This is a genomic window from Tenacibaculum lutimaris (genome assembly GCF_003610735.1).
Lineage (GTDB): Bacteria > Bacteroidota > Bacteroidia > Flavobacteriales > Flavobacteriaceae > Polaribacter > Polaribacter lutimaris.
In genome coordinates this window covers 37,604-54,267 of record NZ_RAQM01000009.1, presented here as the reverse complement: position 1 = coordinate 54,267, position 16,664 = coordinate 37,604, and the positions used below count along the sequence as shown (strand labels likewise).

General features: G+C 32.1%; 15 protein-coding genes. 9 read left to right on the top strand and 6 right to left on the bottom strand.

Translation table 11 applies throughout. The features are described from left to right. Window positions 1–419: 419 nt before the first annotated feature. Genes C8N26_RS08645 through C8N26_RS08635 form a run of 3 tightly spaced genes read left to right on the top strand, consistent with a single transcriptional unit; the run spans window position 420 to window position 4,683 of the window. Window positions 420–3,131, top strand: coding sequence for a DNA gyrase/topoisomerase IV subunit A (locus C8N26_RS08645; protein WP_120186951.1), 2,712 nt, complete (start codon window positions 420–422; stop codon window positions 3,129–3,131). After that, window positions 3,131–3,817, top strand: coding sequence for an aspartate/glutamate racemase family protein (locus tag C8N26_RS08640; RefSeq protein ID WP_120186950.1), 687 nt, complete (start codon window positions 3,131–3,133; stop codon window positions 3,815–3,817). The genes C8N26_RS08645 and C8N26_RS08640 overlap by 1 nt, the downstream gene beginning before the upstream one ends. Further along, window positions 3,817–4,683 carry a mechanosensitive ion channel family protein gene (locus C8N26_RS08635; RefSeq protein ID WP_120186949.1) on the top strand — a complete coding sequence of 289 codons (867 nt, stop codon included), beginning with the start codon at window positions 3,817–3,819 and terminating at the stop codon, window positions 4,681–4,683. Before C8N26_RS08640 ends, C8N26_RS08635 begins: the two co-directional genes overlap by 1 nt. Before the next feature lie 10 nt (window positions 4,684–4,693). On the opposite strand, the gene C8N26_RS08630 is transcribed toward C8N26_RS08635, so the two are convergent. The 3 genes from C8N26_RS08630 to C8N26_RS08620 all read right to left on the bottom strand — a co-directional run bounded on the left by C8N26_RS08630 (window position 4,694) and on the right by C8N26_RS08620 (window position 6,842). Next, the gene (locus C8N26_RS08630; protein ID WP_120186948.1) at window positions 4,694–5,659 is read right to left on the bottom strand and encodes a hypothetical protein; all 966 of its coding nucleotides are present in this window, start codon (window positions 5,657–5,659) and stop codon (window positions 4,694–4,696) included. A gap of 135 nt (window positions 5,660–5,794) precedes the next feature. Next, a complete protein-coding gene (locus C8N26_RS08625; RefSeq protein WP_120186947.1) occupies window positions 5,795–6,106 on the bottom strand; it encodes a DUF6787 family protein in 312 nt (103 codons plus the stop codon). A gap of 85 nt (window positions 6,107–6,191) precedes the next feature. Next, complete coding sequence (locus C8N26_RS08620) at window positions 6,192–6,842, bottom strand: DUF937 domain-containing protein (RefSeq protein WP_120186946.1); 651 nt, start codon at window positions 6,840–6,842, stop codon at window positions 6,192–6,194. Window positions 6,843–6,963: 121 nt separating this feature from the next. Here C8N26_RS08620 and C8N26_RS08615 point away from each other — a divergent pair, with 121 nt between their 5' ends. The 5 genes from C8N26_RS08615 (at window position 6,964) to C8N26_RS08595 (ending at window position 12,245) form a co-directional block, all read left to right on the top strand. After that, on the top strand, window positions 6,964–8,289 hold the full coding sequence (locus tag C8N26_RS08615) for a dicarboxylate/amino acid:cation symporter (RefSeq protein ID WP_120186945.1): 1,326 nt from the start codon (window positions 6,964–6,966) through the stop codon (window positions 8,287–8,289). Between the two features lie 73 nt (window positions 8,290–8,362). Then, window positions 8,363–9,394 carry a glutathione synthase gene (gene gshB, locus C8N26_RS08610; protein ID WP_028892493.1) on the top strand — a complete coding sequence of 344 codons (1,032 nt, stop codon included), beginning with the start codon at window positions 8,363–8,365 and terminating at the stop codon, window positions 9,392–9,394. Further along, complete coding sequence (locus tag C8N26_RS08605; protein ID WP_245962545.1) at window positions 9,384–10,223, top strand: sulfurtransferase; 840 nt, start codon at window positions 9,384–9,386, stop codon at window positions 10,221–10,223. The genes gshB and C8N26_RS08605 overlap by 11 nt, the downstream gene beginning before the upstream one ends. Window positions 10,224–10,230: 7 nt before the next feature. Further along, window positions 10,231–11,061 carry an N-formylglutamate amidohydrolase gene (locus C8N26_RS08600; RefSeq protein WP_120186944.1) on the top strand — a complete coding sequence of 277 codons (831 nt, stop codon included), beginning with the start codon at window positions 10,231–10,233 and terminating at the stop codon, window positions 11,059–11,061. A gap of 26 nt (window positions 11,062–11,087) precedes the next feature. Then, window positions 11,088–12,245 (top strand): flavohemoglobin expression-modulating QEGLA motif protein, encoded by a 1,158-nt coding sequence (locus C8N26_RS08595; RefSeq protein ID WP_120186943.1) that lies wholly within the window; start codon window positions 11,088–11,090, stop codon window positions 12,243–12,245. Window positions 12,246–12,274: 29 nt separating this feature from the next. On the opposite strand, the gene C8N26_RS08590 is transcribed toward C8N26_RS08595, so the two are convergent. The 3 genes from C8N26_RS08590 to C8N26_RS08580 are packed head-to-tail and all read right to left on the bottom strand — an operon-like array spanning window position 12,275 to window position 14,104. Further along, window positions 12,275–12,787: a DUF7935 family protein gene (locus C8N26_RS08590; protein WP_028892488.1), complete on the bottom strand. Its 513-nt coding sequence runs from the start codon at window positions 12,785–12,787 to the stop codon at window positions 12,275–12,277. Beyond that, window positions 12,777–13,490 carry a DUF3307 domain-containing protein gene (locus C8N26_RS08585; RefSeq protein WP_120186942.1) on the bottom strand — a complete coding sequence of 238 codons (714 nt, stop codon included), beginning with the start codon at window positions 13,488–13,490 and terminating at the stop codon, window positions 12,777–12,779. Before C8N26_RS08585 ends, C8N26_RS08590 begins: the two co-directional genes overlap by 11 nt. Further along, entirely contained in the window at window positions 13,487–14,104 is a 618-nt protein-coding gene (locus C8N26_RS08580; protein WP_120186941.1) for a SatD family protein, read from the bottom strand. The genes C8N26_RS08585 and C8N26_RS08580 overlap by 4 nt, the downstream gene beginning before the upstream one ends. 229 nt (window positions 14,105–14,333) lie before the next feature. Between C8N26_RS08580 and C8N26_RS08575 the strand changes: the two genes are divergently transcribed. Continuing rightward, window positions 14,334–16,661, top strand: coding sequence for an ATP-dependent helicase (locus C8N26_RS08575; protein ID WP_120186940.1), 2,328 nt, complete (start codon window positions 14,334–14,336; stop codon window positions 16,659–16,661). Window positions 16,662–16,664 lie beyond the last annotated feature (3 nt).

Below are 16,664 nucleotides of genomic sequence, written 5' to 3'. Positions count from 1 at the left end.
AGAAAGTAATTATAATAGTGTCATTGATAATGATTCTCGCAAGTGTTTTAATGATTTATTTTGGTAGTTCATCTAGTCAAAATTCATATATAGAAACATTATTAATACTGATTTCAGCTTTATTATTAGGTTTATCTATGAAATTGTCTAAAAAAGCATCAGATAAATAAATTAGCTTGTAACGAAGTACAAGAAAAAATAATGGATAGAAACAGAAGAGCTAGAATATATTTATTAATAGCATTTTCAATTTTTTTTGTCAATGTATTTAATCTAGATTTTGATAATTTAAGTTGGGAGGAAAATAAGGCGCCTTATATAAATATGATAGTTGCAGCCTTAGTTTTTATAGCTATTTTTTTACTAATTAAGAAGAAACAAAAGGACTCTTAAACGAATAAACGTTTAAACATTCATACATGAGTGAAGAAAACAACAATTACGAACACGACGAAGAATTAACAAATGAAAATCATTCAGAAGTAACCGAAACCATTACTAAGGTAACGGGTATGTATAAAGAATGGTTTTTAGATTATGCTTCCTATGTAATTTTAGAACGTGCAGTACCATCGATTGAAGACGGATTTAAACCCGTACAACGTCGTATTATGCATTCGATGAAAGATTTAGATGATGGTCGTTATAACAAAGTAGCGAACATTGTTGGGCATACCATGCAGTATCACCCGCATGGAGATGCTTCTATTGCCGATGCCATGGTACAAATGGGGCAAAAAGAACTGTTGATAGATATGCAAGGTAACTGGGGTAATATCCTAACAGGTGACCGTGCTGCAGCCTCACGTTATATTGAAGCTCGTTTGTCTAAGTTCGCGTTAGATGTTGTTTTTAATGCTAAAACTACCGAGTGGCAAGCATCGTATGACGGACGTAAAAAAGAACCTGTAAACTTACCTGTAAAGTTTCCACTGTTATTAGCACAAGGAGCAGAAGGGATTGCTGTAGGTCTTTCTACGAAAATACTTCCACATAACTTTAATGAGTTAATAGATGCCTCTATAAAATATTTAAAAGGAAGAAGTTTTACCATCGTTCCCGATTTTTTAACTGGAGGTATTGTAGATGTAACCGATTATAAAGATGGAAAAAGAGGTGGGAAAATTCGTGTGCGTGCTAAAATTTCAGCATTAGATAAAAAAACACTAGTTATTAATGAAATTCCTTTTGGAACGACTACCTCATCATTAATTGACAGTATTTTAAAGGCAAATGAAAAAGGGAAAATTAAAATTAAAAAGATAGAAGATAACACAGCTGCTGAGGTAGAAATTTTGGTGCATTTACCACCTAATGTATCGCCAGATAAAACAATTGATGCGTTATATGCTTTTACCAATTGTGAAAACTCAATATCTCCTCTATGTTGTATTATTGAAGACAACAAACCTATTTTTATAGGAGTAAGTGAAATTCTAAGAAAATCAACAGACTTTACGGTTGAATTACTTAAGCGTGAATTAGAAATTCAGTTACACGAGTTAGAAGAACAATGGCACTTTGCCTCGTTAGAACGTATATTTATTGAAAATAGAATTTACCGTGATATTGAAGAAGTTGAAACTTGGGAAGGTGTAATTGAAGCGATTGATAAAGGGTTACAACCGCATATCAAACATTTAAGACGCGAAGTAACAGAAGAAGATATCGTGCGTTTAACAGAAATTCGAATTAAAAAGATTTCTAAGTTTGATATTGACAAGGCGAAACAATTTATTGAAAGCTTAGAAGAAAAAATAGCAGAGGTAAAGAATTACTTAGCAAACCTTATCGATTTTGCGATTGATTATTTTAAAGAATTAAAAACGAAATACGGAAAAGGTAAAGAGCGAAAAACAGAAATCCGAATTTTTGATGATATTGTAGCTACTAAGGTAGTTATGCGTAATTCTAAATTATACGTAAACAGAGAAGAAGGGTTTATTGGAACATCGTTGAAAAAAGACGAATATGTTACTGATTGTGCCGATATTGATGATGTTATTGTTTTTAGAGAAGATGGGGCAATGATTGTTACAAAAGTAGATTCTAAAACCTTTGTGGGTAAAGGAATTATACATGTTGCTATTTTCAAAAAGAAAGACAAGCGCACTGTTTATAACATGATTTATAGAGATGGAGCTAAAGGGGCTTCCTTTATGAAACGCTTCAATGTAACTTCGGTAACTCGTGACAAAGAGTACAATTTAGCAAATGACGATTCTAAATCGAAAGTATTGTACTTCTCAGCAAACCCTAATGGAGAAGCAGAAGTAGTAACTATTTTACTGCGTGCTGTTGGAAGCATTAAGAAGCTTAAGTGGGATATTGATTTTGCTGATTTAGCAATAAAAGGACGTAGTGTTCGTGGTAATCAAGTAACTAAATATGCGATTAAAAAAGTAGAGTTTAAAGAAGCAGGTGTATCTACTTTAAAACCGCGTAAAGTTTGGTTTGATGATACGGTTCAACGTTTAAATGTAGATGGAAGAGGAGAGTTGTTAGGAGAGTTTAAAGCTGAAGATAAAATTTTAATTGCGACACAATCAGGTAAAATTAAGGCTGTAACTCCAGATTTAGCAATGCATTTCGAAGATGACATGATTGTTTTAGAAAAATGGAAACCTAATAAACCTATTTCAGTAATTTATTTTGATGGAAATAAAGAACGTTATTTTGTAAAACGTTTTTTAATAGAAACTCCAGATAAGGAAGAGGTTTTTATTTCTGAACATGAAAAGTCGAAACTAGAAATTATAGCAACAGATTATCGTCCGATGGCTGAAGTTGTTTTTTCGAAACGTAGTTTGGAAAATATAGAAGTAAATTTTGAAGAGTTTATAGCGGTTAAAGGAATTAAAGCTTTAGGAAATCAGTTAACAGCGGAAAAAATTAAAACGGTTAATTTGCAAGAATCACTTCCGTATGAAGAACCAGAGGAGGATAAAGTAGAAGATATTGAGGTAAATGAAGAGGAAGAAATAGTTGAAGAGTCTTTAGATTTAGATGTTCCTGAGGTAAAAAAAGAATTCGAAGAGTCGAAAGAAGATAAGGCAAAAAAAGCTTTAGAAAGAGCACTTCAAAAGAAGAAAAAAAGTAAAGACGACGAAAGTCAAACAGCATTGTTTTAATGAAAAAAATAGGTCTCATAGGAGGTATTACACCACAGTCAACTATTATGTACTATCAAGTGTTAAATGATTTAGCACAACAAAAATATGGCGGAGGACATACAGCAAAAGTATTAGTGAATTCTGTTGATTTTGGTGAAATATCTGCATTACAAGTAGCTGGTAAATGGGACGTTTTAGGCAATATCATGGCTAATGCAGCTATAAGTTTAGAAAGAGCAGGTGCTAGTTGTATTATAATTTGTGCAAATACAATGCATTTATGTGTTGATGCTGTGAAGAATAAAGTTAGTGTACCCATAATTCATATTGCTGAAGCCACTGCAGAAGCAATTATAGAAAAACAATTGAAAAAAATTCTATTGTTGGGAACTAAATATACTATGGAAAAAAAATTTTACACCGATGTGTTAAAAAGTTTTGGTATTGAGGTAGTTATACCTAATGAAGAAGATAGAGATGTAGTTCATCAGATTATTTATGATGAGTTAGCAAAGGGAATTATAAATAAAAAATCGAAAGAAACATATCTTGCCATAATAAAAAAAGCACAAGCAAAAGGTGTTGAAGGTGTCGTCTTAGGATGCACAGAAATACCTTTATTAGTAAAACAAGAAGATGTGTTAATTCCTATTTTTGATACAACCACAATTCACGCAATCAAAGCATTTAATCTTTCTGTATAATGAAAGAATTGTTAACATATGAGTTCAATTTAAATTCCTTTTTTGGAATTGTAGGGTATATCTTACTTGTAATCCTCATTGCTTGGGGAGTTTCAAGAGTGGTGCGAGCCATAATTTGGCAACTAATCAAACATAAAAAAGAAGATCGCTTTGGTAGAACAAGTATTCAGTTTTTACGTAATTCTGTAACTTTTATCATAGGTCTTTTAACTGTTATATACATTATTATGACAGTACCTGCTTTTAGAAGTAAGGCAACATTAATTTTTTCTGGAGCAGGTATTATTGCGGCGATTATAGGTTTTGCTGCGCAAGCAGCGCTCTCTAATTTAATTGCAGGAGCTTTTATTGTTATTTTTCGTCCGTTTCGAGTTGGTGATTATATTAAATTAGACGAAACACGTGTAGGAATTGTAGAAGACATCACGCTACGTCATACAGTAATAAATAATTTTGAAAATAAACGGTTGATTATACCAAATTCTGTAATTAGTACCGATTCTATCTTAAATCATACTATAGAAGATTCTCATATTCTAAGTTTTAATAATTTTAAATTAGGAATAAAAGCAGATATAGATTTAGCACGAAAAATTATTCAAGATGAGGCGGTAAAGTTACCAACAGTAATAGATTATCGTACACCAGAGCAAGTAATGGCAGATGTAAATCAAGTAGATGTTCGTGTTATTGATATACATCCAGACCATATACATATGCGTGCATACGTATGGTTGAATGAACCTTTTCAGGAATTTAAAACAAAATGTAACCTAAAAGAAGCGGTGCATAAACGTTTTTTAAAAGAGGGAGTAGACTTGCCTATTCCAATCAATATAAATGAAATAATTAACAAAGTAAACTAAGTTTACTTTGTTAATAGACTTCAAAAGTTATAAAAAGCTTTTTATCAGAAGGTTTAGGAACTTCAGAAATTAAACCATAAATACCTTTATCTAGTATTGCTGTAAAATACCCTTTATTTCCTGCAGGCATGTCATTTACACCACCTAAGAAAATTACATCAGAAGGTGCAGGTTCTATTAATCCTTTAGGTTCAGCCCAGTTCATCCATTTTTCTAAATTTTTAAGATCTGTTTTGTTTTGTAGTTTAACAAGATTAATATCGTGTCCAACGAAACTTTCATATACAGTTTGATCTTTAAAAAGAACAGAAAATGTACGTTTCCCTGCAAAAACTGAGTCTTTTAAAATAATCCCTTCAGTACTAGAAATAGTTATATTGGCATCGGCTTCAGGTTCAGAGTTTCCTGAATCTTTATTTGAAACAACAAGGTCTTTGACCATTCCCATAGAAGAGTGAAATACGCCGTTACTCATTTTAACATAGCACTCTAGCATATAATTCCCTGGTTTTAAATACAGGGTTGTTTCACCAGTTTTTTCAGGAGAAATCAGTCCAGTACCTCCTAAAAATAAAACTTGGTTAAACCATTCAGGTAGATTGGCAAATTCAGCATACCCTTCTTTAGTTTTGCCGTCATTGATTAGCTTCATTGCCTTGTCAAAAACAGGAGCTACATATTCTTCAGCATCTTTAGAAGTTTTTCCTTTAGGATATTTGTCTACAAGAATAAAATGTGTTTGGGTAGATTTATTTATGTATTTAAATGTATTCCAGCCAGAAGGAATAGTATCAGTCATCATAAACTCCATGTTTTCTGTAATAATTGTAATGATATTTTCTTTTTTAGCTTTTTGTTCCGTTGGAATAATAGTAGTGTTTTGGTTTTCTTTTTTGTCTGATTTACAGGTGTTAAATAATACAATGAAGCAACCAATTACTATAGATAACAGTATTCTTTTTTTAAGAGTTTTCATACGAAGTTAGGTTTTGTTAGTATTTCTATTAAAGAAAAGGGAACTAATAGAGGAGGTGTTACAAATCTTATCGACGTACGAAAGTAAGAAATTATAAAAAGAAAATAAAAGGTAAAATCCTGATTATTAATGTTTTTAGTTTTGCTTTTTAAAAAGAAAACCTAACCCAAGACGACTTAAAAACTTCTTTTCAAAGTCCCAGAAAAAATTAAATTGACCAAATAACCAACCTAATAAAGGTAAAGTAGTTTGATAAATAGGGAAAATAAGTAAAATTCTTAAAGGGTAATACAACCAAGGAGACATAGTTTCAGGAGACAAACCAAGTAAGCCCGTAATAGGTTTAGCTACCCAAGCAGCAAATGAACCATTCATAGCAAATACAATAAAAATTGCAGCTAAAGACCAGTTATTGTCTACTCCCCAACGTTGTTTTAGTTTTTCCATACAGACTAATAATCGTGGCAAAAGTAATTAAAAGAAAAAGGGCAAACAAATGTTTGCCCTTTGATTCATCATTAAAAGAGAAAGTTTATTTTTTTCCAAAAACGCCACCTAATAATCCGCCTAGTAAACCACCTGAATTTTGTTTACTGCTGCTAGCGTTTCCTAATACCATACCAGCTACATCATCAACAATACTACCGTCACCATCGGCATCTAAAATTTGTTCTAAGAAGCTTTGTTCTCTTTCGTTAGAGTTTCCACCAAGCAAACCACCTAATAAACTTCCTAAGTCACCAGCATTATTTACATTGGTTTCACGTTTTTGTTTTCCTAAAAGACCCAATAAGATTGGAGCAGCTGTTTTTAAGATATCTGCTACAGCATTTGTGTCTATACCTGCTTTTTGACCAATTACTTGTTCAACGCCTTGTTGTTTGTTTCCTAAAACATGTCCTAAAATTTTACTTCCGTCTTGTAAAACATCTGAGTTTACACCGCCATTAAATAAATCACTAAGGTTGTCTAAAATTCCTCCATCATGTTTATTTAATGCGCTCATTAAGCCTTCTGCACCTTCAGAAGAAGAAGCATTACGTTGCATAGCTTTCATTAAAACAGGCAAAGCCATTGTTAATACGCTGCTTGTTTTATCAGTATCTTGACCAGTAGATCCTGCTACACCAGAAACAATTGTTTTACCTAAATCACTGTTTAATAAGTCTAAAATTCCTGCCATTTTTAATTTTATAAGGTTAGTACTAAGTTCTTATTTATTGAGACACAAGTTACAAATTAGAGGTCACTTTTTTTTTCAATATTTCTTTTTACCTTACAGCCTCAAAAAACTAATAGATTACATGAAGAAACTTGCACTACACTGGCAAATTTTAATAGGAATGATTTTAGGAATTTTATTTGGTTTAGCGATGACTTTCGTTGAAGGAGGAGCGTTATTTGTAGCTAACTGGATAAAACCATTGGGAACTATTTTTGTGAAATTATTAAAGTTAATAGCTGTTCCATTAATTATAGCATCTTTAGTAAAAGGGATATCGGATTTAAAAGATATTTCTAAGTTTAAAAATATAGGGCTACGTACCATACTTATATATATAGGTACTACAGTAATTGCAATTACTGTAGGGTTAATGTTGGTTAACATTGTACAGCCAGGAAATGGAATTTCTGAAGATACTATAGCAAAATTAACAGAAACCTATGCGAATAGTGGAGGAGTACAATCAAAAATAGCAGAAGCGAGTAAACAAAAAGCAAGCGGACCTTTACAATTTATTGTAGATATGGTTCCTGATAACGCAATGCAGGCAATGAGTAGTAACAAAGCAATGTTACAAGTAATTTTCTTTACCATTTTCTTAGGAATATCGATGTTACTGGTAGGGGAGAAGAAATCTAAGCCTTTAAAGAAGTTTTTCGATTCTTTAAATGAAGTTGTACTAAAAATGGTAGATTTAATTATGTTGTCTGCTCCGTATGCTGTATTCGCATTATTAGCTAACGTAGTAGTGTCTTCAAATGACCCAGATTTATTATTAGCATTATTAAAATATGCATTAACAGTGGTAGGTGGCTTGTTGATATTGATTGTATTCTATATGATTTTAATAAGTGTATTTGTAAAAAAGAATCCATTTTGGTTTTTACAACAAATTAGTCCAGCACAATTGTTAGCTTTTTCTACAAGTTCTAGTGCTGCAACGTTACCAGTAACAATGGAGCGTGTTGAAGAGCATGTAGGTGTAGATAAAGAAGTGTCGAGTTTTGTATTACCAGTAGGTGCTACTATTAATATGGACGGTACGAGCTTGTATCAAGCCGTGGCGGCTGTATTTATAGCACAAGCATTAAGTTTTGATCTAACTTTTGGAGATCAATTAACCATTATACTTACAGCATTATTAGCATCTATAGGTTCTGCAGCAGTACCAGGAGCGGGTATGGTAATGCTAGTTATTGTATTAGAATCTGTAGGTTTTCCAGCAGATAAACTAGCAATTGGCTTAGCGTTAATTTTTGCTGTAGATAGACCTTTAGATATGTGTAGAACAGTAATTAATGTTACAGGCGATGCTACTGTATCTACTTTAGTAGCAAAATCTGTAGGTAAATTAGGGAAACCACATCCTCAAAATTGGGATGATCATTATGATGAAGTAAAGTAAATGTATAGCATTACTTATATAAATAGATTGAATAATAGTAATTAAAGAAGAAAGAATAAACAAATCAGGTTAAATGAATATTTGTTTTTTAATGTATCCTTGGGAAGAAATAAATCCTGAGAAAGATTCAACTTTAACGTTGATACATGAGTGTGCAAAACGAGGGCATGGAGTAGCAATATGTACACCATCTAACTTAACAATACGAAATAGTGTAACAAATGCTTTTTGTACCATTGTTGGAAGAATGGACAAAGTACCAGCAAGTATAAAATCGTACTATAAAAAAGCAACTACAAGAGAAGAAATGCTTCCTTTAGCTGGATTCGATGCTATTTTCATGAGAGCAAATCCACCTTTAGACCCATTAATGTTGAACTTTTTAGATTCAGTAAAAGATGATGTTTTTGTCATCAACTCGGTTCAAGGAATGCGTGAAGCAAATAACAAGTTGTATACCGCTGTTTTTGAAGATCCAAACAATGAGATAATTCCAGTAACTCACGTTTCTAAAAACAAAGACTATTTGATAAATATTATTGAAGAATCTGAGTCAGATAAAATGATCTTAAAACCATTAAACGGATATGGAGGTTCAGGAGTAATTTTGATTGAAAAGTCGGCAATGGGAAATATTAATTCTCTGTTAGATTTTTATATAAATAAAAGTGATGGATCTTCCGATTATGTCATTCTACAAGATTATATAGAAGGAGCCGATCAAGGTGATGTACGTATTTTATTGTTAAACGGATTGCCTATTGGGGCAATGAGACGTATTCCTGGAGATAAAGATCATCGTTCAAATATTACAGCAGGTGGTAGGGTAGAAAAGCATAAGCTAACAAAAGCAGAAAAGTTATTGTGTGATAAGATTGGTCCAAAATTGGTTCAAGACGGATTGTATTTTGTAGGAATAGATGTTATTGGAGGTAAACTAGTCGAGGTTAATGTGATGAGTCCAGGAGGAATTGTTTACATTAATAAAGTATCAAAAGTCAAGATTCAAGAAAAGGTAATTGACTTTTTAGAGAGTAAAGTTTTAGAAAAAAATGCAGCATTCAGAAGAATGACTGATTTAAAACGTAAAGTAGATGATGCTTAAAGTAACTACACCTCTTGTTTCAGTAGAATGGTTACAAGAGAATTTAGAGGCTAAAAATCTAATTATTTTAGATGCAACCATTCCTAAAGTAGGAGGTACATTAGATATTACAAAAGAAAAACAGCAAATTAAAAATGCTGTTTTCTTTGATTTAAAGAACGTTTTCTTAAATATTGAAGGAGAATATCCAAATACAATTCCGTCGAAAGAACACTTTGAAAAACAAGTTCAAAAACTAGGAATAAACAATAATAGTTGTATTGTGGTTTATGACGATTTAGGGGTGTATTCATCGCCAAGAGTATGGTGGCTGTTCAATGTTTTTGGATTTCAAAATATCGCTGTTTTAAATGGAGGATTACCTGCATGGAAAGAAACAGGATATAGTGTTGAACCTCAGATAGAAAAAGAAATCGAACAAGGTAATTTTGAAGCAAGTTACCAAGAAGATTTGCTACGAGTAACCGAACAAGTTTTGGAAGCTTCCAATAATAAAGAGTTGATTTTGGATGCGCGTTCGAAAGGACGTTTTTACGCTACTGAACTAGAACCAAGAGCCGATATGCGTGGAGGTCATATTCCAAATTCGAAAAGTTTGCCTCACGGAAGATTACAGTCTGATGGGAAAATGAAATCAGTAGAGGAGCTTCAACAATTATTTTTTGAAATGAATCCTAAAAAAGAACACATGACTTTTTCGTGTGGATCAGGAATAACGGCGTGTATTTTAGCTTTAGGAGCGGAGGCGTCAGGATATACAAATTATAGTGTATATGATGGTTCTTGGACAGAGTGGGCAAGTAGATTAGAGTTACCTGTTGAAAAGTAGTTGTATGATGGAAAAACTTTCGATAGCAGAAATTATAGAAAAAATTCAAAAGGAAGAGATTTTTGAAGCCGTATCTAGCGATTACTCCTTTACTATAAAAATAGAAGAGTATGTTCCGTATGTATGTGGAGCTGTTCATGACGGACATCAATTTAGGAAAGAATTATGGGAGAATTGTATCCATACCGAATATGAACGTTGGTACGAGGAAGACCCAGAAACTAAAGCAATGGTACAATCACACCCAATTGTTATTGCGGGGATGGACTCTCGTTTTGAATACGATTTAAACCGTGCTCCTGAAACAGCAATTTATACAGATGCTTGGGGTAAGCAATTGTGGTACAAACCACTTTCTGAAGAAATGACAGCTAAAAGTTTGACTAAGCATGCTAATTTTTACAAAGTTGTTCATGCGTTGATTTCAAAAATTGAAGAAAAATTTAGCTCTTGTATTGTGTATGATATGCATTCTTATAATTGGCAACGTTGGGATAGGGAAGTGCCAACATGGAATTTAGGAACAGCTAATGTAGATAATACTCGTTTTGGCAATGAAATTGAATCTTGGAGAAGTGTTTTAGAAAAAATACCTCTACCTAATAATATTAAATCAACGTCTAAAATCAACGATACTTTTCAAGGAAATGGGTATTTCTTAAAGTACATTACGGAAAACTTTAATAATACTTTAGTATTGGCTACAGAAATAGCGAAAGTATATTGTGATGAGTTAGCACAAATCACATACCCAGAAGTAGTTAATGCAGTAGAAGCTTATTTAAAAAAGGAGTTAAAATTGCATGCAGAATCATTTTATGAAACGCATAAAAAGTAAATTTGTAGTCGCTTTAATAAATCAGAATGAAAGAAATTAATGCTACCGCAGAAGCAATTGCTGACATAGATAAAAGAATAGATAAACTCGTTAAAAAAATTGAGTTATTACGTTATGTAAATCCTACTAATATAGAGGAGGAAAAACAACGTTTTTTTGAGTCAAAATATTTAACGGATCCTGTTTTTGAATATCCAAAGAGAGATTTTGATAAATTTAAACTACATCGAGAGTTTTTTACACTTCCGTTGGAGTTGATTGAAGATGAAAAAATTCGAAATCTATATGAAGAGATTATTTATTATTACTCGGGAATTGTACAGTGTATTGAAACTGTAGGAGAAGGAAAAAAATTCTATTACAACAGTTTGCGTTCTTTTGGAAAACCTACCGAGCAAGATGTGGAGAATGCAAAATTCATTTTACATTTTGATGCTGAAGATACTTCCGAAGAAATATTTCAACCAAAATACTCTATAGAAGAAGCGGAAAAATTATTTAGAGAATACGGAAGTAGGTATGACTTTTCTTTTAATATAAAAGAATCTGATACTATGGGGGCTATTGCTATGGTATTAAATAGTATGCAAACTTTGGTGTTGAACAGTAATCATATCTTTTCAAAAAATGAAATGGGTATTTTAACTAATCATGAAATTGGAGTACATATGGTAACTACAATGAATGGTGTGTTGCATCCACTTAAAATATTTTCTCATGGGTTTCCTAATAATGTTGAGACACAAGAAGGACTAGCTGTTTTTAGTGAATACATGTCAGGTAATTTAACGATTAAACGTTTAAAAGAATTGGCGTATCGAGTAATTGCTGTAAATAGTTTGGTAAAAGGATCTTCATTTTCAAAAACATTTAGATTGTTACATAATAACTATGATTTAGAAAGAGAACAAGCGTTTTATATTACAACGCGTATTCATAGAGGAGGAGGTTTTACAAAAGATTATTTGTACTTAACAGGGTTAAAAAAAATCTATGATTATTTTCATTCTGGTAAAGATTTAAGTGTATTGTTAACAGGGAAAGTTTCGTTAGAATATGTTAATGATATTGAATACTTGATTAATAGAGGTTACGCAGAGCATGCAAAATACATTACGGATTCTTATGTAGCGAATTCAAATACCAATCCTAAGATTGATTTTATACTGAACAATTTAAAATAAAAAAAGCCTCCATTTGGAGGCTTTTTTTATTATATCAGTTTTTTAACTTCTTGTTTTAAAAAGCCAATAGCAGTATTTGCAGGACTTTCTTCTTGAGAGTAATCAATGAGTACATTTTCACGTAAATCTTTTGCAGTACTTACATTATCTGCAGTTGATCGAAGCTTTGCGATAATAGCCAGTTTAGCAGCTAAAACAGCTTTCCAGCTATCTTCAGAAATATATAATTGTTGCACTAGGTTGTGCTCAAATTCTTGTTCAATATTTCCTATTAAAAGTTGTAAATAGTTATCTGGATCATCTCCAATAGGATTTACTCTTAATAATAATTTTGATGGATTAATACGTTCACAAAACAATAACATACGTTCGTATGCTTGTAGTTTTACTGGTAAACTTTCTCGTTTTTTTTCAACTAAGGCGTTAAAGGTTTTTTCTTTGTTGTCTTGTTCTATAAAACGACCTAAAATAAGATAAGCTACACCACCAGTTACTAAAGCAGGTAGGGCGTAGGCTAATCCTTCTATAATTTTATCTTCCATAATGCGAATATACGAGTCCTGTTAAAATTGCCAATCCAAAACTTAATAAAGTTCCGACAAGTACATACTCTGTTAATTTTCTATCTTTTGATGCGGTTAAATCTCCAAACCTGAATATAGATTTTGCTGCGAGTAAAAACCCCACTCCAGCCCATTGATTAATTGCTATAAAAACAAAAACCAATAAACGTTCTAAAAAGCCAATATACTTTCCTGCGTTAGCTAACGATTGTTCTTCTGATTTATTATTTTTCTCAGGATTCCATTTAGAAATCAACGTATTTATAATAATAGATGAGGTAAATGTTACAAAAAGTAAACAACAGGTTAAGAGTAAATTATGCTCACTTGCTATTGCTGAAAATGTAATGTTAAAAGGTTGGGAAATATAAGTGGCTATTCCTATAAAAAAGAGGTGTAAAGCTTGATCTAAAAAGAAAAGCAAACGCTTGTTTTTCTTTTTTTGAAGATAAATTTTACCCAAATCAATTAAAAAGTGAGAAACTATTATTAATAAGAAAACATTCCAATATTGTAAGTTAAACTGTAATAAGATTAATAAGAGAAAAGCATGAACACTTATGTGAGCGTATAGTTTTGTTGATTTGATTTTCTTTTTCTCTTTGTCTTTAACCCAGCTTTTTGGTTGAAAAACAAAATCGCCCAATAAATGAGCTACTAAAAGTTTTAAAAAGAGTATCATAGGTTGGTTAGTTTCTTATTCATAAGAGTTCTATAACGTTTTTCTAACTTCATGATTTCATCAAAACCAGCACGTTTTCTTCGTTCGCTAGCACTACTTTCTGAAATGGCTAATTTTTTAGCAATTACTTTTTGAGTACTTTCAGGGTTTTCTAAATACATTTTTACAAAAGCAGCCGAATTTACTGTCCAATTATCCATAATCAGCAAACTTAAACCTAAAGAAACTTCAAACTCTTCATTAATGTCTTTCCAAGGTGTTTTTAGAGCTAAATTTTGCTTTTTTAATGAATGATCGAAGGCATAACCTGAATTAACAAAAGCTTCACCATTAGCTTCTGTTACTTTATAAGCATCAAAGCTTTTAGTTCCTATACCAATAGCTAAACGAATATCTAAATCTTTTATTTTTTTTATAGTAGTTTTTAATTCAATAGCAAAAAGTAAAGTATCAGCAATATTTTCAATTTCAATTTGAAAACTATCACCGCGAAAAATTTCCCATGTTTTAGGAGTTTCTCCTATTTTGTTAAAGCTTTGCTTTAAAATAGGGAGCCATATTTTAGCTAATACATCTCTAGAATTTATAATATCACCTGTAATTACACTTGTCATACCGCTAAATTTTTAGTAAAAATAAATCTTTATATTCATAAAACAAAATAATTCGGGTTTTAAAACGAATTTGTATTTATTTGGGTTATTAGACGAATTTTTAAATATTCGGTAATTATATCGAATTTTTCAAGAATAAAATTCGTGAATAAAAAATGGTTCAGAATCTTTAATAAACCTAAAAGAATGGTTAATTTTCCATTTTTAAAATCTTTCAATTTATTTTTCATTGAGTACTTATTTAGAGCAACTTAACGAGCCACAGAGAGCAGCCGTTTTACAAAAAGACGGTCCAATGATTATTATTGCCGGAGCAGGATCGGGTAAAACACGTGTATTAACCTATAGAATTGCTTATTTAATGGAGCAAGGAGTAGATGCGTTTAACATCTTGTCACTTACCTTTACCAATAAAGCTGCCCGCGAAATGAAAGACCGTATTGGTAAAGTAGTAGGTTATAGCGAAGCTAAAAACTTATGGATGGGAACTTTTCACTCGGTTTTTGCACGTATTTTACGTTCAGAAGCTGACCGATTAGGATATCCATCAAACTTCACCATTTACGATACACAAGATTCAGTTCGATTGATAACGGCAATTATCAAAGAAATGAATTTGGATAAAGATAGATATAAGCCAAAGCAAATTTTAAGTAGAATATCGTCTTTTAAAAACAGTTTAATTACGGTTAGAGCGTATTTTAATAATTCTGATTTACAACAAGCCGATTTAGAAGCTAGTAGACCGAGAACAGGAGATATTTATAAAGAATATGTAGATAGATGTTTTAAGTCTGGAGCTATGGATTTTGACGATTTACTACTGCGAACGAATGAGTTGTTAGCGCGTTTTCCAGATGTGTTAGCAAAATATCAAGATCGTTTCCGATATATTTTGGTAGATGAGTACCAGGATACTAACCATTCACAGTATTTAATTGTACGTGCGTTGGCAGATCGTTTTCAGAATATTTGTGTGGTAGGAGATGATTCACAAAGTATCTATGGATTCCGTGGTGCAAACATTCAAAACATCTTAAATTTCCAAAAGGATTATCCAGATGTAAAAACTTTTAAGTTAGAACAAAACTATCGTTCAACAAGTAACATTGTACGTGCTGCAAATAGTGTTATTGATAAGAATAAAACGAAGTTAGACAAAGAAATTTGGACAGCAAACGATGCAGGAGATAGTGTGAAAGTGATGCGTACGATTTCTGATGGAGAAGAAGGACGTTTTGTAGCACAATCTATTTGGGAAAATCAAATGAATCATCAGTTAACAAGTGATCAGTTTGCGATTCTATACCGTACCAATGCTCAATCAAGAGCGATAGAAGATGCGTTACGTAAAAAAGACATTAAGTATAAAATTTACGGAGGAATCTCATTCTACCAACGTAAAGAAATTAAAGATTTACTATCATATTTACGAATTTTAATCAATCCGAATGACGAGGAAGCATTAAAGCGTATTATCAATTATCCTGCAAGGGGTATTGGTGCTACAACGATAGATAAGTTAACTATTGCTGCAAATCACTATAAAAAATCAATGTTTGATATTTTAAAGAATATCAGTACGATTGATATCAGTATTAATTCTGGAACCAAAACAAAGTTACAGAATTTTGTAAACATGATTCAGCGTTTTCAAATAGAAGCGCAAACCAAAAATGCTTTTGAAATAGCAGATTTGGTGGTGAAACAAACGCAATTAGTTAAAGATTTACAAAAAGACGGAACTCCCGAAGGAGTGAACAAGGTTGAAAACGTTCAGGAATTATTAAACGGGATAAAAGATTTTATTACTGATAAAATTGAGACAGGTGAGGATGCTTCGTTAACATCTTTTTTAGAGGATGTAGCACTAGCGACTGATTTTGATTCTGATAAACAAGATGAAGAACCTCGAGTTTCGTTAATGACAATTCACTTATCAAAAGGATTAGAGTTTCCATACGTGTATATTGTAGGGTTAGAAGAAAGCTTGTTTCCTTCTGCAATGAGTATGAACACACGTAGTGAGTTAGAGGAAGAAAGGCGTTTATTTTACGTAGCCTTAACAAGAGCTGAAAAAGGAGCCTATTTAACTTATGCACAAACACGTTATCGTTGGGGGAAATTAACTGACGGAGAACCAAGTAGGTTTTTAGAAGAAATAGATGAACAGTATTTAGAGTATTTAACTCCTAAAGTTCCAGAACCTTCTGCAAATAGATTTATTGATGCAAGTTTATTTGATGATACTCCGAAGCAAATTCGTTTTCAAAAGCCTATTCAGAAAAAAAGAAAAGAGTTTTTAGAAAAGAAAGAAAAACCAATGACGATTCCTCCAAAAAGTAAAATGAAAAAGGTTTCGGAAATGAACCAAAAAATGAATTTATTTGATGGAGAAATTACCGTAGGAAATTTAGTAGAGCATAACCGTTTTGGTACAGGAAGAGTAATAGCTTTAGAAGGGAAAGGACCCAATAAAAAAGCAGAAATAGAGTTTAGTACCGTAGGTAAAAAGAAATTATTGTTACAATTTGCAAAATTGAAGGTAGTCGGATAGCTA

Bases quoted from the DNA above. Each gene is read 5' to 3' on its own strand.
- C8N26_RS08635 (WP_120186949.1), top strand. From the start codon at position 3,817: ATGAAAGAATTGTTAACATATGAGTTCAATTTAAATTCCTTTTTTGGA.
- C8N26_RS08620 (WP_120186946.1), bottom strand. From the start codon at position 6,842: ATGGCAGGAATTTTAGACTTATTAAACAGTGATTTAGGTAAAACAATT.
- C8N26_RS08605 (WP_245962545.1), top strand. From the start codon at position 9,384: ATGATGCTTAAAGTAACTACACCTCTTGTTTCAGTAGAATGGTTACAA.
- C8N26_RS08590 (WP_028892488.1), bottom strand. From the start codon at position 12,787: ATGGAAGATAAAATTATAGAAGGATTAGCCTACGCCCTACCTGCTTTA.
- C8N26_RS08630 (WP_120186948.1), bottom strand. From the start codon at position 5,659: ATGAAAACTCTTAAAAAAAGAATACTGTTATCTATAGTAATTGGTTGC.
- C8N26_RS08645 (WP_120186951.1), top strand. From the start codon at position 420: ATGAGTGAAGAAAACAACAATTACGAACACGACGAAGAATTAACAAAT.
- C8N26_RS08625 (WP_120186947.1), bottom strand. From the start codon at position 6,106: ATGGAAAAACTAAAACAACGTTGGGGAGTAGACAATAACTGGTCTTTA.
- C8N26_RS08640 (WP_120186950.1), top strand. From the start codon at position 3,131: ATGAAAAAAATAGGTCTCATAGGAGGTATTACACCACAGTCAACTATT.
- C8N26_RS08600 (WP_120186944.1), top strand. From the start codon at position 10,231: ATGGAAAAACTTTCGATAGCAGAAATTATAGAAAAAATTCAAAAGGAA.
- C8N26_RS08595 (WP_120186943.1), top strand. From the start codon at position 11,088: ATGAAAGAAATTAATGCTACCGCAGAAGCAATTGCTGACATAGATAAA.
- C8N26_RS08580 (WP_120186941.1), bottom strand. From the start codon at position 14,104: ATGACAAGTGTAATTACAGGTGATATTATAAATTCTAGAGATGTATTA.
- C8N26_RS08585 (WP_120186942.1), bottom strand. From the start codon at position 13,490: ATGATACTCTTTTTAAAACTTTTAGTAGCTCATTTATTGGGCGATTTT.
- gshB (WP_028892493.1), top strand. From the start codon at position 8,363: ATGAATATTTGTTTTTTAATGTATCCTTGGGAAGAAATAAATCCTGAG.
- C8N26_RS08615 (WP_120186945.1), top strand. From the start codon at position 6,964: ATGAAGAAACTTGCACTACACTGGCAAATTTTAATAGGAATGATTTTA.